This window comes from Pontixanthobacter luteolus, from assembly GCF_947494915.1.
In the GTDB taxonomy this organism is placed as follows: domain Bacteria; phylum Pseudomonadota; class Alphaproteobacteria; order Sphingomonadales; family Sphingomonadaceae; genus Pontixanthobacter; species Pontixanthobacter luteolus.
In genome coordinates this window covers 101,921-118,293 of record NZ_CANLWR010000001.1, presented here as the reverse complement: position 1 = coordinate 118,293, position 16,373 = coordinate 101,921, and the positions used below count along the sequence as shown (strand labels likewise).

11 protein-coding genes and 1 riboswitch are annotated in these 16,373 nt (G+C 58.6%); of the genes, 4 read left to right on the top strand and 7 right to left on the bottom strand.

The features are described 5' to 3' along the window. Window positions 1–102 precede the first annotated feature (102 nt). Window positions 103–714, top strand: coding sequence for a DUF2726 domain-containing protein (locus PO778_RS00445; RefSeq protein WP_271438212.1), 612 nt, complete (start codon window positions 103–105; stop codon window positions 712–714). Between the two features lie 510 nt (window positions 715–1,224). Here PO778_RS00445 and PO778_RS00440 read toward each other — a convergent pair. Further along, complete coding sequence (locus tag PO778_RS00440; RefSeq protein WP_271438211.1) at window positions 1,225–2,334, bottom strand: GmrSD restriction endonuclease domain-containing protein; 1,110 nt, start codon at window positions 2,332–2,334, stop codon at window positions 1,225–1,227. A 72-nt stretch (window positions 2,335–2,406) separates the two neighbouring features. Next, entirely contained in the window at window positions 2,407–4,305 is a 1,899-nt protein-coding gene (gene thiC / locus PO778_RS00435; protein WP_271438210.1) for a phosphomethylpyrimidine synthase ThiC, read from the bottom strand. Between the two features lie 52 nt (window positions 4,306–4,357). Further along, window positions 4,358–4,472: riboswitch (TPP riboswitch) on the bottom strand. A gap of 131 nt (window positions 4,473–4,603) precedes the next feature. Between thiC and PO778_RS00430 the strand changes: the two genes are divergently transcribed. The 3 genes from PO778_RS00430 to PO778_RS00420 all read left to right on the top strand — a co-directional run bounded on the left by PO778_RS00430 (window position 4,604) and on the right by PO778_RS00420 (window position 9,641). Continuing rightward, complete coding sequence (locus PO778_RS00430) at window positions 4,604–5,722, top strand: NAD(P)H-dependent flavin oxidoreductase (protein WP_271438209.1); 1,119 nt, start codon at window positions 4,604–4,606, stop codon at window positions 5,720–5,722. A 365-nt stretch (window positions 5,723–6,087) separates the two neighbouring features. Next, window positions 6,088–8,880: a YadA-like family protein gene (locus tag PO778_RS00425; RefSeq protein ID WP_271438208.1), complete on the top strand. Its 2,793-nt coding sequence runs from the start codon at window positions 6,088–6,090 to the stop codon at window positions 8,878–8,880. Window positions 8,881–9,005: 125 nt separating this feature from the next. Then, on the top strand, window positions 9,006–9,641 hold the full coding sequence (locus PO778_RS00420) for an SOS response-associated peptidase family protein (RefSeq protein WP_271438207.1): 636 nt from the start codon (window positions 9,006–9,008) through the stop codon (window positions 9,639–9,641). Window positions 9,642–9,646: 5 nt separating this feature from the next. Here PO778_RS00420 and PO778_RS00415 read toward each other — a convergent pair whose 3' ends face one another. The 5 genes from PO778_RS00415 to PO778_RS00395 form a co-directional block, all read right to left on the bottom strand. Continuing rightward, window positions 9,647–11,035 carry an alpha,alpha-trehalose-phosphate synthase (UDP-forming) gene (locus PO778_RS00415; protein ID WP_160729161.1) on the bottom strand — a complete coding sequence of 463 codons (1,389 nt, stop codon included), beginning with the start codon at window positions 11,033–11,035 and terminating at the stop codon, window positions 9,647–9,649. Between the two features lie 4 nt (window positions 11,036–11,039). Next, the gene (locus tag PO778_RS00410; RefSeq protein WP_271438206.1) at window positions 11,040–12,860 is read right to left on the bottom strand and encodes a glycoside hydrolase family 15 protein; all 1,821 of its coding nucleotides are present in this window, start codon (window positions 12,858–12,860) and stop codon (window positions 11,040–11,042) included. Next, entirely contained in the window at window positions 12,845–13,597 is a 753-nt protein-coding gene (gene otsB / locus PO778_RS00405; protein ID WP_271438205.1) for a trehalose-phosphatase, read from the bottom strand. Before otsB ends, PO778_RS00410 begins: the two co-directional genes overlap by 16 nt. Window positions 13,598–13,789: 192 nt before the next feature. Next, window positions 13,790–14,443 carry a hypothetical protein gene (locus tag PO778_RS00400; RefSeq protein WP_271438204.1) on the bottom strand — a complete coding sequence of 218 codons (654 nt, stop codon included), beginning with the start codon at window positions 14,441–14,443 and terminating at the stop codon, window positions 13,790–13,792. A gap of 52 nt (window positions 14,444–14,495) precedes the next feature. Next, window positions 14,496–16,307, bottom strand: a complete 1,812-nt coding sequence (locus tag PO778_RS00395; protein WP_160729157.1) for a DUF885 domain-containing protein — start codon at window positions 16,305–16,307, stop codon at window positions 14,496–14,498. Between the last annotated feature and the right edge of the window lie 66 nt (window positions 16,308–16,373).

Below are 16,373 nucleotides of genomic sequence, written 5' to 3'. Positions count from 1 at the left end.
CGAGATGGTGTCCGGTGCCCCGCCACCCCCCAGACAAACAGTCAGTTTCACTATTTCTCCAGATTTGCATAATATTCCGCGCCTATGGAGACTGCGAACTACTTGTTAGACCGGCCAATAGCCTTGCTGATCGTACTCGCGATTGGCGCAGCGATCGGGATGTTTCTTGAACGCGCCTTTGAAAAGGCCGACCGCGAAAAGCGCAAAGCCTATTGGCGCGGGCGCAACGACGGGAAGAAAGGCGGCCTCAAGGTCGTCAAGGCTGCCGAAAAGCATCAGGCCAGCGCGGCCGATCTGGCTGGCGACCAGCTGAAAACGGTGATGCGGGCGGATTTCTCGCCCCGCGCGCTGCTGAACCGGCCAGAGGCGAAAGTGTTTCAGGCGCTGGACAGCGCAGTGATCGCCCGCAATCCCGCATGGCAGGTGATGGCGCAGGTATCGCTGGGCGAATTTATCGCCAGCGAAGACAAGGACGCCTATCTCTGCGTCAATTCAAAACGCGTCGATTTCGCGCTGATGGACGAGAAATGCCGCGTCGTTCACGCGCTGGAATATCAGGGCAGCGGCCACCACCAGGGCAGCGCCGCCGCCCGCGATGCGGTGAAGAAAGAGGCGCTACGAAAAGCGGGCATCGGCTATCACGAGATTGTCGCCGGGCACACGACGCCGAGCGAGCTGCGGGCGTTGGTGGAGAAGTTGGTGGTGGCTGACTGAGCAAGATAAATTACTCTCTCACTAATACCCAAAGGCGATTCACTATCGGAAGACACTTCTCAAATTCCTGTATCGCGACCGATGGTGCAGGATAGGTCATCTTGCGTCCATAGATCGTAGTGTGTGCAGCGTCTTGTCGAAGTTTATTCAGATTAGAGCACGTAGTTTTCAGAACTGTAAGAGAGGCGTCATTCTCCAAATTTTTCTCGATCTCGAGCAGTTTTACAACGCCGATTGCGTGGGTAATCAGCGGCCGTGCTTTTGTATTGTATTCAAAGCCATAAGTGGCCTTGATTTTATCGTTCAAAAACTTCCGCCGCTCCAGTGTTCGAAGCCTCTTCCGAACGCAATTATGAGCTATCTCGTCGAATGCTTCCTCTAGCCATCCGCAGACTTCAAGGATAGCCGCCTTCGAGTAAACGATCGAGAGTGTAGGATCGCTAGCTTGGGAATCGTTGAAGCAGCTGTCGAGCTTTTGGAGGAGCTTTCGCGTTCTGGCGTAACGGATCACTAATCAGCGCCAAAAATGCTCGCTGCTGTGTTGAGCCTCGAGGTGACTTTGGTAGCGTCTGACAATCCTTCCTTTAGCGATTCAACACTAAATTCGTCATGTTGACGCAGCTGCTGATATCGCTTTGAGATCTCTTCGGCGGGAAGCATCTCGACCTTCTCAAGGTTAGTGATAACTCCGACGAAGATAGCCTCGACTGTTGCTTTACTCAATCGAGGGAGCGGTTCACTTGCCAATGCTTTTTCGTAAACAACCTTGAGCGCGCGTTCGAGGACATCCTTTTTCTCGGCTACCGTTTCATCTTTTGCTATCCTGAACTTGGCCATATACTCGTTCAGAAACCTTGGAAGCGGGCGTTTATACGAGGCTAAATCTTCAGAGAACGCCAAGAATCTAAGTAGCAATTCCTCAGTCGAAAACCGGTATTTCTTTCCTTCTACAAGGCCAAAAATGGCCTTGGAATTCTCTGACCAGGCGACTTGCTTGAGCATCTCGTTGAACGATCCACTGTAAATACAATTACGTATCTCTTGGTTGTTCAATTTCATACCACCCGTATTGAGGCGATGAAAGATAGTAAACAAATATTCTTGGTGACTTCTTTTAGCCAAGTCACACCGAAGAACCGTTACCGGAATTACAGTGTTCTCCACCCTGCTAAATATCTCGGGGTGGTTTTTCCTTATATGGCCAACAGTCTTGTTGGAAATTCTATTATCGATGTCCTCAAGTTTTGACAAGCGCCAACTATCGTCACCTAGGAACTTGAGGATAGAAGACATTCTTTGAAGGCCGTCGACAATCTGACGCTTATCAGTCTTGTAGTCTAAGCTGATACACATACTGGGAATCGGAAGTTGCTTGGCAAGAGAGTCGATAAATCGCGTCTGCTGAGTAGCCTGCCATACATCCTCGCGTTGGAATTCCGGCTGAATCTGCAACTGCTTCGCGTCTCTAAGCCTTTTTAGGTCGGAACACGATCTGAGCTCATTGAAAGCAACAATGTCTGAAGGGGGAGTTTCATTTAACTCATCCTCATCGGACTGGGATTTCTCAATTAGTGCGAGCTCCCGGTCAAGCTCGGGCGATTCTTCGAAGTCATCTTCCATTGTGTCCGCCATAAATTCGGATTTACTTAGAACTGTGTGAGGGTTGGCTGCCTTGACCGCAAGGTTGATCTACTAACTATCCTCCGGCAAATACAGCTCGCTGCCCTTTTCAGCATACTTCTTCGACATCTCCCGCATACCTTGCTCGGCCGCCAAGCGGCTCGCCTCTGCCGTATCCGCGCCCAGTTTTTCGCTGGCGAGGAAGCCTTCGGGGGACTGGTTCTGCTTTGCCGCGAAGTCGCGCACTTCCTGGCTGATCTGCATCGAGCAGAATTTCGGGCCGCACATGGAGCAGAAATGGGCGGTCTTGGCGCCCTCTGCCGGCAGGGTCTGGTCGTGATATTCCTCTGCCGTTTCGGGGTCGAGCGACAGGTTGAACTGGTCGCGCCAGCGGAATTCGAAGCGCGCTTTTGACAGGGCATCGTCGCGGACTTGCGAGGCCGGGTGCCCCTTTGCCAGATCGGCGGCGTGGGCGGCCAGTTTGTAGGTGACAACGCCGACTTTCACATCGTCACGGTCGGGCAGGCCGAGGTGTTCTTTCGGTGTGACGTAGCAAAGCATGGCGGTGCCGTACCAGCCGATCTGCGCCGCGCCGATGCCGCTGGTGATGTGGTCGTAACCCGGCGCGATATCGGTGACGAGGGGGCCGAGGGTGTAGAACGGCGCTTCGCCGCACACGCTCAGCTGTTTTTCCATGTTTTCCTTGATCTTGTGCATGGGCACGTGGCCCGGCCCTTCGATCATGACCTGCACGTCTTCTTTCCAAGCACGGTGGGTCAGTTCGCCCAACGTATACAGTTCTGCAAACTGCGCCTCGTCATTGGCATCGGCGATGCTGCCGGGGCGCAGGCCGTCACCCAGCGAATAGGCGATGTCATACGCCTTCATGATTTCGGTGATGTCGTCGAAATGTTCGTAGAGGAAGCTTTCCTTGTGATGCGCGAGGCACCATTTCGCCATGATGCTGCCGCCGCGCGATACGATGCCGGTGACGCGTTTTGCCGCCATCGGCACGTATGGCAGGCGCACGCCCGCGTGGATGGTGAAGTAATCGACGCCCTGTTCGGCCTGTTCGATCAACGTGTCGCGGAAGATTTCCCACGTAAGGTCTTCGGCCACCCCGCCGACTTTCTCCAGCGCCTGATAGATCGGCACGGTGCCGATGGGGACGGATGAATTGCGGATGATCCATTCGCGGGTGTCGTGGATGTTGCGGCCAGTGGAAAGGTCCATCACCGTATCCGCGCCCCAGCGGGTGGCCCAGACCATCTTGTCCACTTCGGATGCGACATCCGATGCGACTGCGCTGTTGCCGATATTGGCGTTGATCTTGACCAGGAAATTGCGCCCGATGGCCATCGGTTCGGTTTCCGGGTGGTTGATGTTGTTGGGGATGATCGCACGGCCGCGGGCAACCTCGTCCCGCACGAATTCGGGGGTGATCAGGCCGGGGATGCTGGCGCCCCAGCTCTCGCCGCCGCTCGCCGCCTCGCGCGCCATTTCACGCCCGAGGTTTTCGCGCACTGCGACATATTCCATTTCGGGCGTGATGATGCCTTTGCGGGCATAGTGCATCTGGCTGACATTGTTGCCGGCCTTGGCGCGAAGGGGACGTTTGACGACGTTCGGATATCCGGGAACGCCGCCGCTGCGATCAGGGCCGAGCTGGCCGTTATCTTCGGGCTTAACTTCGCGCGCGTCGTATTCCTCCACATCACCGCGGCCCATGATCCAGTCGCGGCGCAGCTGGGGCAGGCCCTTATTGATGTCGATCTGCGCATTGGGATCGCTGTAGGGGCCGGAGGTGTCATAGACCTTCACCGGCGGTTCGCCGCTGGTCGGTTCCAGTTCGATCTCGCGCATGGCGACTTTCACGTCGGGGTTGCGGGGGCTTTCCACATACACCTTGCGGCTGCCGCGGATCGGCCCGGTGGTTACGCCAATTTCGATGTGCGAGTTGATGTCGGCCATGTCAGTGCTCTCCATTGCGGGAGAACGGATGCCCGGTTCCCTCCGCCTGGCGCAGGAAAGGCCTTCCGCTCCCTCCGCCGATGCTAATCGGTTCAGGTTCAACGGGTCGGGCAGCGCAACCTGCCCCTCTCAGCCAATCAACAAAGCTGGCTCCCCGGGGATGCCAGCAATGGTAGGGGCTTGCGTTCATCCAGTCCAGCACAGGATTCAACGTCCGCGAAATGCGCGGCGGCCCGTCATCCTTGACGCGGGGCCAATTCGAACGGATCACTGCGCAGCAGACCAAAGGGAGAGAGAAATGCCGTTCCGGATGACAGAGATGGTGGGATGCGAATTTCCGCTGTTCGCGTTTTCGCATTGCCGCGATGTCGTTGCGGCAGCCAGCCGCGCGGGCGGTTTCGGTGTGCTGGGCGCGGTAAGCTACACCCCTGAGCAGCTGGAACACGAACTCGCCTGGATCGACGACAACGTCGAAGGCAAGCCATACGGCGTGGATGTGCTGATCCCCGAGGTGCAGGCGGTCGACAATTCGGTCAGCGCCGATGCGATCATCGCGCAGATCCCGGCTGAATACCGCGACTTCACCCGCAATTTGCTGCGCGAATGCGGGATCGGGGACGATACGGGCGCGCCGCAGGGCGGATCGCAGGCACCGAACACTTCGCTGGGTCAGGAACTGCTGGAAGTCAGCTTCAACCATCCAGTCCGCCTGATCGCCAACGCGCTGGGCACCGCCCCGCCCGCAATGATCGAGGCGGGCAAGAAACACGGTATCCCGGTGGCTGCGCTGGTCGGGGCGAAAGAACACGCGCTGAAACAAGTGGAGGCAGGCGTCGATATCATCGTTGCCCAGGGCGGCGAAGGCGGCGGCCATTGCGGCGATGTGTCGACTATCATTCTGGTCCCCGAGGTCATCGAAGCCATAGAGCAGGCGGGCGCTGACATCCCGGTGCTTGCCGCAGGCGGCATCATGAACGGGCGGCAGATGGCCGGCATGATGGCAATGGGGGCCGCAGGGGCGTGGTGCGGCAGCGTATGGCTGGCATCGCCCGAAGCGGAAACCAGCGAGGTGTTCCGCCAGAAAATGGTCGAGGCAGGATCGCGCGATACCATCCGGTCAAAACACCGGACCGGCAAATACAGCCGCCAGCTGCGCACCGCCTGGCATGAACGATGGGATGCGGCAGGCCTGCCCGCATTGCCGATGCCGTTGATGAGCCTGCTGGCAGAGCCGGTCCTGCGCGCAATCGATGCAGCGGCAGTTGCAGGCAATCCCGAGGCACGCCAGCTGGCAACCTATTGGGTCGGACAGGGTCTGGGGCTGGTCAACGATCAGCGCGGGGTCGGAACCATCGTTCAGGACTTCAAGACAGATTTCGCCGCCGGATTCGAAAATCTGGCTGCGAATTTTGATTAGAGCCGCATGGTTCCCCAACTCCATTCGATGATCACCCTTGGCCCACATGGCGGCCCCATGACGCTTTCATCGCAGCCAGCGAATTGCTTCGCCCAATAGATTCTGAAACTAAAGGGGATCGCGGAGATCTTACCAACACCCGCTTTTTACAGACGCTTTGTAGGGCCGATTTATAATTCGCTAACCATCCATATTATTCACATTCTTTACTTGAAGGTAACTGAGTTGCGAGTTTTGCAACTCGGCGATCGACATCTATAAAATCAATGAAAAACTTACACTTGTTACGAGTGTTTACGTAATCTTCATCAGACTTGCCAATTCTCTGATTCGTTCACTGCAGAGTTTTCTCGAAAGGAATGATGATGAATAAAACCAACCTTATTACTGGATGCGCTTTGGTCGCACTTGTAGGAAGCATCGCCACCGCCCCGGAGGCCAAAGCAGAAGCCTGCTTGCTCGACGTAAATGGTGATGGACTAATTTCATTGTTACTTGACGGAATTGCCGGGGCCATCGAAGTTGATGCCAGTGTTGCATGCGGAGCGGGCGCGGTTGCAACCGGAGCTGCATCCACCGCACTTGGCACTGCAGCAACCGCAACTGGTGACAGCGCCGTCGCAATTGGTTCAGAAACACTCGCATCTGCGACTGGCGCTATCGCAATTGGCGGTGACGGGTCGGATATAGATACCAATGGTGCGCAAGCAATCGCAGCTGGCGCAATCGCGATAGGACAAGACACTTTTGCCGGGTTCGAAGATTCCATAGTGATAGGTTCGCTGGCTCAGGCAGGCGGCGTTGGCGCGATCGCACTTGGAGATGGCGCTCTGGCAGCTTTGGCTGGCAACATTGCGATCGGGGACACCGCAATCGCAACCGGCGCAACGAGCATCGCAATTGGGAATTCAGCGCAAGCTCAGGACGAAAATTCGACCGCGCTTGGCAACCAGGCAAATGCAGCGGGGCTTGCTTCTACCGCCCTCGGTGCGTTCACTGACGCTCTCGGTGATTATGCTACAGCCACGGGCTTTGAAGCCCAATCGAGCGGCATGGCATCAACTGCAATGGGTCACGCATCCATCGCGGATGGTCTTGGAAGTGTTGCGATTGGCGGCGATAGCGGCACGGATGGCGACAGCCTCGGCGCTCAAGCCTTGCAAGACTATGCCCTCGCCGCTGGCTCCGACTCTATGGCTGATGGAGAAAATGCTACTGCAATCGGAACTCGTGCAACCGCAGCTGGCGCAATGGGCACGGCAGTCGGCGCGCAATCCTCGGCAGTTTCCAACGCGACCGCTCTTGGCAGCATGGCAAATGCTGCATCGACACGCGCAACCGCAATAGGGTTCCAGGCAGCTGCGACGCTTGGTGCCGGAACTGCAGTAGGCGCTGACGCCGCTGCATCAGGCACCGATTCTGTGGCGCTGGGCGCGGATTCGGTCAGCAGCAATACTGACGCAGTAGCGCTTGGCAACCGCGCCCTTGCGAGCGCATCGAATGCCATTGCGCTCGGGGCAGGGTCGATCGCCGATCAGGCCAATACAGTGTCTGTCGGCGCAATCGGGGCCGAGCGCCGTCTCGTCAATCTGGCGCAGGGCGTTGATGGCACGGATGCGGTCAATGTCACGCAATTGAACACCGCAATTACGAATTTGGGTCAGGCGCTCGACCAGCCATACCTTAAAATCAACGGAACAGGCGCAGATGCGGTAGCAAGTGGCGTTGATGCGGTCGCTTTGGGAGTGAACGCATCAGGTGGCGGGAATGATTCAACCGCCATTGGTAAGGATGCGGCAACAACGGGAGAGGCGGCGACAGCAATCGGAATGCGCAGCAAGGCAGATGGGCTTCGTGCTGCCGCGATCGGTTTTGGCACAAACGCATCTGGCCAAAACAGCGCCGCCATCGGCTCGGGAGCCCGTGCGACAGGCATCCGGAGCACGTCTGTCGGGTATCTCGGCAATGCGAGCGGTTTGGACGCGACATCAATCGGGTCCGTCGCGGTCGCGTCAGGGACGAGCTCGGCTGCAATTGGATACCAAGCGATGTCGGAAGGCACGCAGTCGGTGGCAGTAGGTAACCGCGCGAGAGCCGGTGCCACCAGGTCAATAGGCATCGGTTTCGAAGCAGAGGCTCTTGGCAGTTTCTCCGTTGCTCTTGGCGGTCAGTCGATGGCTGCATTCAACAATGCCGTTGCAATTGGCTATCTCGCGCAGGCAAGCCGTGCCAACCAGATGATGCTGGGAACGATAAACTATACTTATACTATGCCCGGACTTCCGCGGGTCGCATCTAACAATCTTCAGAGCGGCTCGGTCTATTATGTCACCGTTGATGACAGCGGGAACCTCGGCTATGCGGCGATACCGGAAGCCAGCGCCGCTGCCACCACATCAGGAAGCACCGCCACCAGCCCCATTGCACCTGAAGCCGCGCCATCGCCTGTTGCAGGACCCGCTGACAATCCGGTTGAAGGCACTACTGCCCAGCCTACTCCTTCACATCCGTCACCTGGATCACAAGTAGCACCCGTGGATGCTGCGCCGCAATCTGCTGCCGGCCAATCCGTAATTGCGCGCACAGGCTCGGATTCCATCAAGAACTTCACTTCAGATGACCAAGCAGCTTTGGCAGTGTTCCCTGTGGAAGCACCGCAGCCCGAAACCGTTCAAGATCCGTCTACAACTCTGGTGAAGGCTGTGACATTTGACGAAGAAGCGACTGTGGCCGAACCACCTTCAGACTACGCGTGGGACGCCGGCACCCAGCGTACTGCCAATGGCCTGAACACCGCCAGCCTCAGCTCGGTCGCCGCCCCGCCCTTATCAGTCGTAACCGATGCCCAGTTCAGTGCGCTGACCGGCAGAGTTTCGAGTTTGGAAACTCGCGTTGATGCGATTGAATTCGAACTCGGACGGCTCGACCAACGCCTCAGCGGCGGAGTTGCAGCGGCGATGGCTTTTGGCGGCACGATGGTAGTACCGGACAGCACGTTCTCGGTAAGCCTGAACGCCTCGACCTATCAAGGCGAGCAGGGTTTCTCCGGGGCCATTTCAGCGAGAGTAAGCGAGCGTATCTACGTTTCTGCTGGAGTTGCTGGATCAACAGCCAAGGATACTACCGGCGGACGTGTCGGCGTAGCCTTCGGTTTCTGACAAGGCTACCCCCATAGCCTTTCTAGCGCATGCGCTGGGCGAACTCCCCGCCGGTTCAATGTCCGGTGGGGAGTTTATCCTGCATGGCTTAGCGGGCAAGCATATGGCATTGACCTGTTCTCTCCATGACCCTGCTCTACCGCCTTGATACCAGATCTGCCGCAATTACGGACGCTTTCGGCGCGGCGGCTGGCGATGACCCGTGGGCGGGCGGATATGCCGCGCCCGGCAGTTTCGCCCCCATCGTGACCGGCGGCCGCGAATTTATCGCTGGCCCGCGCAAGGAACACACCAAGCCGCGCATCACCCCGCGGCTGTGGGGCGTTCCGCCGCCGCCATCCGCCCAAGCCAGCACGCGCGGTGTGGCGACAGTCCGCAATCCAGCCAGCCCGTTCTGGATCGGCAATTTGCGCAACAGCGAATTCCGCTGCCTGATTCCGGCGACCAGTTTCATGGAATGGGGAAAACCAAACGGCAGCGACGGCCGGCGCCCGCAGCATTGGATCGCGCCGGGCGATCAGCCTTTGTTTGCGTTTGCTGGGGTCTGGAAAGACAGCGAAGTGCCCAGCTTCGCGATGATGACGTGCGAGCCTAACGCGGCATACAAGGCAATGGGCAAGGACAGTATGCCGGTGATCCTGCCGTCTGACGAACGTGCGCGCCATATCTGGCTGTATGGCAGCTGGGACCGTGCCAGCACCTTGCTGCAACCCTATCCATCATCGCTGATGCGCGAACTGGACAGCGCGCCCGCGCGGTAATCGCCTCAGTCAGCGCCGACGCTGCGCAGATCGCCGACGAAATTGTCGGTCCACCCGTGAATATCTTCCTCGCGGACTGATTTCACCATCGACTGATAGCGCCGCTTGCGTTCCTCCAGCGGCATATCAAGCGCCAATCGGATCGCGCGCGCCAGATTGTCCGGGCTGTGCGGATTGACCAGTACCGCGTCTTTCAACTGGTGCGCGGCGCCGGCGAATTGCGACAGGATCAGCACGCCGGGATCTTCCGGGTCCTGCACCGCGACATATTCCTTCGCCACCAGATTCATTCCGTCGCGCAGCGGTGTGACCAGGCCGATTTTGGCAGTTGAATAGAAACCGCACAGTTCCGCCAGGCTGTGCCCCTTGTTGACATATCGGATCGGCACGATGTCCACTTCGCTGCGCGCACCGTTGATCTGCCCCGTCTTCTGTTCCAGTTCGGCGCGGATTTTCTGATAGCTGTCGACGTCTTCCCGGCTGGGCGGCGCGATCTGGATGAACACCAGATCGCGCACCCGGTCAGGGTTCTGATCGAAAAAGCGAGATATACCGTCGATCCGTTCAGGCAGACCTTTTGAATAATCGAGCCGATCCACGCCGATCATCGCGGTACGGTGCCGGGTGCTGGAAAGCATCCGCTGGGCCGCCTGCCGCGCTTCGGGCAATTTCGCCTGCGCCTGGATATGATCCCAGTCGACGCCGATGGGATATGCGCGGGCATAGGTCGTGCGCCCTTCGAAACTGATCCTGCCGGTCGCCTCGTCCACTTCAGCGCCCAGTTCTTTTTCGCAATAATGCAGGAAACTGCCTAGCCACTCATCGGTCTGGAAGCCGATCAGGTCATATTCCAGCATCGTGCGCACCAACCGCTCGTGATACGGCAGCGACACGAACAGCCGGGCCGGCGGCCACGGCGTGTGCAGGAAGAACCCGATGCGGTTTTTCAGCCCCTTCGAACGCAGCCGTTCCCCCAGCGGGAGCAGGTGGTAATCGTGAACCCAAACCAGATCGTCAGGGTCGATCAGCGGCGAGACACTCTGCGCGAAAGCTTCGTTGACCCGCTCGTAACCTCTGCCGGTTTCGTTCTCATATTCGGTCAGGTCGATCCGGTAATGAAACAGGGGCCACAGGGTCGAATTGGCATAGCCGTTGTAATATTCCTCCACATCGTGGTGGCTGAGATCGATCGTCGCGGTGGTCACGCCGTCATTGGTATGCAGCTGGATATGGCCGGTGGTCTCGTCCGCCTCCTGCCCCGACCAGCCGAACCAGACGCCGCCGAATTTCTTGAGCGCCGAATTGAGCGCCCCGGCGAGGCCCCCTTGCGCGCCCGCAGCGCCGCGCCCCTTGGCAACTGCGACGCGGTTCGAAATGATTACCAGCCTGCTCATGATATCAGCGTACCTCGCTCCACGGTTTGGACAGCAGCCCGGCGCAATTGATGATGCCAACCAGCGAATAGGTCTGCGGGAAATTGCCCCACAATTCGCCCGTTTCCCAGTCCAGATCCTCGCTCAGCATACCCGACCCGGTGGTGTGCCCCAGCATGGTCGAGAAGAGGCCGTGCGCTTCTTCGCTTCGGCCAGCCAGATGTAACGCCTCGATCAGCCAGAATGTGCATACGTTGAAGGCGGTTTCAGGGGCACCGAAATCATCTTCGGTCGCATAGCGCAGCATGTGTTCGCCGCGCCGCAGTTCTTTTTCGATCGCTGCGAAAGTCGACTGGAATCGCGGATCGTCAGGTTTCAGAAACCGCAGATCAATCATTTGCAGCAGGCTGGCATCGAGATAGTCTGTCTCGAAACTAGCCTTGTAATGCCCCCGACTGCCGTTGCCGTCACCTTCGACCCAGGCCTCTTTCTCGATCGTCTGGCGGATCGCGTCAGCCCGCTCGCGCCACAATTTCTCGCGCTCGGGTTTGCCGATCCAACCGGCGGTGTTGGCCAGCCGGTCGCACGCGGCCCAGCTCATGACAGCCGAATAGGTGTGCACTTCCTGCCTCGTGCGGAATTCCCATAGACCGGCGTCAGGCTGGTCGTGCATCTTCCACGCCATTTCGCCCACCTCTTCGAGACTGGCAAAATCTGTGTCGTCCGCAATCCGCATCAGACGCTTGTCGATAAAGCCCTGCACCGTCGGCAAGACGATCTGGCCATAGCAATCGTGCTGGATCTGTTTGTAGGCAGCGTTGCCGACACGCACCGGCCCCATCCCGCGATATCCGGACAGATGCGCGGCGGTCGTCTCGTTCAGTTCGCTTTCGCCCATCACCGAATAGAGCGGCTGGATCTGGCCGCCCTTTGCTGTGTCGACGATATTGCGCAGATAGCCGAGATATTTTTCCAGCACATCCAGCGCGCCAAGCCGGTTCAGCGCCTGCACGGTGTAGTAGGAATCGCGAATCCAGCAGAACCGGTAATCCCAGTTGCGTTCGCTGCCCGGTGCCTCCGGAATTGAGGTTGTCAGCGCCGCGACAATCGCGCCGGTTTCTTCATGCTGGCACAGCTTCAGCGTAATCGCGCAGCGGATCACCTCGTCCTGAAATTCGAACGGCGTGGCAAGGCCGCGCACCCATTGCTGCCAGTATTTGCGCGTCGACTGTTCCATCCGGCGGATTTCCTCGCGCAGATTTCCGGCAAATGGTTCGTCCGGGCCGAGGAAGAAATGCGTGTCTTCCTCGATCCGGAAAGTGCGCCCTTCCATGATGTAGCCAATCGGCGCATCGGTACTGAGCCGCATCGCCTGCGGACCGACCAGATAGCGTATGTGATTGGTACCGTTGGTGGTTTCGACGGTGTGCGCGCCGTAATTTTTCATCGGCCGGAGGATAACCTTGATCCGCGGATTGCCGGCCACTGGGCGCACGATACGGCCGAAAGCAACCGGGCGGTACATCCGTCCCTTACCTTCATAACGGGGGCAGAAATCCAGTACCTCCACTGCGCTGCCGTCTTCTGCGGTGAGGCGGGTGACCAGGATGGGCGTGTTGCGGATGTATTCCTGCGACGCTGAAACCTGCCCATCGAGCTCGAACCGCCAGACGCCCGCATCCTGTTTTTCGCCGTTCAGCAACGCGCAGAAAACGGGATCGCCATCTACGCGGGGAACACAGCCCCACACCAGACCGCCGCGTTTGTCGATCAAACCGCTGACCTGGCAGTTGCCAACCGGCCAAAGCTCGAGATCTGGAGTGTGGGGGCTTACAGCTTCAGCCATTCATAGACCTCTTTCACAGTGTTGATGCGGTATGCCGCGTTTTGCGAGGGGCGATCACCAACGGCGATGCCGAACCCGCCCAGTCTGCTCGCCTGGGCAAATCCATCTTCGTCGGTCACATCGTCACCGATGAAGATCGGCAGGCTGCCCGCAAACGGATCGGTTTCCATGAATGCTGCAACTGCAGAGCCCTTGTCTGCACCGGGATGGACCAGTTCGATTACGCATTTCCCGCTTTTGGCGCGCAGATTGTTGGCCGAGGCAATTTGCCGGGCCGCCGCCTCTATCTCCGGTCCGGTTTCAGGTGCAGCGCGGTAATGCAGCGCTGCACCAAAACGCTTGCGTTCAAACAGCGCGCCATTGGCTGCCGCCACTTCCTGTATTTCCTCGACGATGGAAACTGCCAGTGGTGCGGGATTGCTGCCAAGGCTGGTGCCATCTGCGGCAACCCGCTCCGCCCCGTGCGATCCGCCGCGGGCAATGGCAAGGTCGCCCACGTGATCGGCGATATTGTCCAGCCCGCGCCCACTAACGAGAGCAAGGCGTCCGTCCAGACGCTGGCCGAGCTCCTCTAATCGCGAGGAAAGGTCCGCAGGCACTTCGATCGCATCGGGGCCCGGCGCGATTTCCACCAAAGTGCCGTCAAAGTCGAGAAACAGCGCGACCGCCCGGCTTTCCGCCAGTTGCTGAAAAGCAGGCGGCGGGGGGAGCGTGGAATCGGGCGCAGGCGCGGTCATTGCAAGGGGTCTACCTTGCATCGGCGCCGCTTGGAACCTGTCATGCAAACCTATTCACTGCATTGCAGCATAAATTCGCCGCAGCGCAGCATCGCCCCTTCGCAGCAGCACCCCAGCCCTCGGGCCCAGTGAAAGCACGCCAGCGGCGCAAATGAAACCAACCCGGCGGATATTTCGATCAGGGCATACGGTTTAGCGGGTTAGACGCATCGCAAAACCGGCTGCGACCGCCGTGAACAGCGCTGCGGCGGTACCGGTTGCCCCGGCGATGAACAGCACCGAGTTGCCCGCCGCCATGGCGGCAAAATTCGCACCAATTGCAGCCAGACCGGCAATAAGTGTTAGGCCGCCCAAAACCTTCAGACCCGCCGAATTGCCGCTGACTATGCGCAGACCGAAGACGGTCGCGGCGATGCCCAGAAAGAGCTTGGCCAGATAGAAGAAGAAAAACGCGCCTGAGACAATAACGAAAAACAGGCCGGTTTCATCCCCACCGGCGCGCGCCGCCGGTTCAAACATTGCAAGGCCGATCCCGATCTGGACCAGGTTGAAGACCCCGAACAGCCCCAGTGCGCACCAAGCGACAGGCATCGCTGCACCGCGTGCGAGCGTTACAAAGGCGGACAGCGCAATGATTATGAATGCGGCGGCCTCTATCGCCCAGACCGCTGTAATCTCTGTGCCACGCTCGTCGAAATAGCGAATGACGTCTGCGCTCGTCAGTGCAGCCCCCGCTTCGGCAGGCTGAGGGCCGCCGAGGAATGCCATATAGACCAATTGCAGTACGACCGTTGCGATCAAGGCGATGGAGACGAACTTCACCGCACGGTTGCTAGCAATATCCATGTGTCATTCCCCGGCAGCAGGCCCGTGTACCGGGCCTGCATGTCACCCAATCTTACTTGCTGGCGATCCAGCGATCGATCTTGGCTTCGAGAACCGGCAGCGGAAGGCCGCCCGTACCCAGAACCTGAGCGTGGAATTCCTTGATGTCGAAATCATCACCAAGCTCTGTCTCTGCCTTCTGGCGCAGTTCCTGAATTTTCAGGGCACCGACCTTGTAGGCAAGCGCCTGGCTCGGGATTGCGATGTAGCGTTCGACCTCGGAAACCACTTCGGTACGGGTCATACCCGAATTGGCGAGCATGAAGTCGATCGCCTGATCGCGGGTCCAGCCCTTCGCATGGAGGCCGGTATCGACCACCAGCCGCATGGCGCGCAGCTGCTCGTCCTGCAATGTGCCGTAACGGTTCCATGGATCATCGAAGAAGCCCATTTCGTAACCGAGTGTCTCCGAATAAAGCGCCCAGCCTTCAACGAATGCCGTGGTCCCGCCAAAGCGCATGAACGCAGGCAGCGCGTCGTTTTCTTGTGCCAGGCTGATCTGGAAGTGATGGCCCGGCGCGCCTTCGTGCAGATACAGTGTGACGTTGCCCGTCGTCAGGCGGCTGGGCAGGTCATAGGCATTGAAATAGAATGTGCCGGGGCGCGAACCGTCTGGCGTTCCGGACTGGTACGAACCGCCCGCACTGAACTGTTCGATCGCAGGATCGTAGGGCTGAATGCGCAGTTCGGATTTCGGCAGCAGGCTGAAATAATCGCCGATTTTTTCGTCTACCTGCTTGCCGATGTCGTAATAGCTCTGCGTCAGCGCTTCGCGGCTTTCCGGCTTGAACTGATCATCGGTGCGGACATAGTCGAAGAATTCGTTGAGTGTTCCCTCGAACCCGACCTCGGCCTTGATTTCTTCCAGGCCGGTCTTGATCCGCTCGACTTCGCTCAGGCCGAGATTGTGCAGATAGTCGGCCGACAGAGGCAGCGTGGTCGTGTTCTCGATCAACTGGGCGTAAAGCTTGTCGCCGCCTTTCATGTCGCTCAGGCCGACGGTGTCGCGGGCAGCCGCCATGTATTCATCACGCAGGAAATCACGCATCCGGGCGTGCGCTGCATAGATTTCCGCAGTCTTGGCTTCATAGGCTGCGGTCAGGCGCGCCTTGTCTTCGTCGGAAAAATCTTCCGGGAATGCAGCAACCGGGCCCATGAACTGCGAATCCGCAATCGGGATTGCCAGCTGCGTATCGAATTGCTGGATCACATTGTTGATCGTCAGCTTGGTTTCGACGACGCCGCTTTCCATCCCGTCACGGAACTTGTCGATCGCGCGGTCGGTGATGGCGATGTAATCATCGTGGCGCGACAGGTTGTCTTCGTAGTTCGCAAGCGTCTTGAACGGCGCGGCGCCCTTGCCGCTGGCAAATGTAGGATAGAAAGTGTGGAAGCCGCTGAAATGGTTTACCGGGCGCACTTCGGTCAGCGCACGGATTTCATCGGTCTGACCGGCCAGCGACTGTTCCTGATTATATTTGAACACGTCATAGGCCAGCTGATCGGTTTCGCTCAGCTTGCTGCGGTCGATCTGCGCAAGCAGGGCAAGGTTGAGCTGCGTATCGAGACGGCTGGCGTAAAAGCTGGAATCGGTCAGGTAATCGCCAAGCTTGTCGGCGTCGCTGTCATCGCCGCGGAACAGGCGGCCAAGCGGGTTGAGCTGCAGGCTGCGCGCATCGGATTCGGCGAACAGCGCGGTCAGCTTCTCGCCTTCGGTCTGGGCAGTCTCTGTTGCAGCTGTTTCAGCGTGGTGATCGGCCAGCGCTGGGGCTGCCGGAAGTGCAAGTGCGGCGGTTGCCAACAAGGCAAGGCGTAGAGTTTTCATCGTGTTAGTCCCCTAAATGATATCGTGCGAAGTGTATTAGTCAGGCAAGGCAGGTCAAGGCATGCC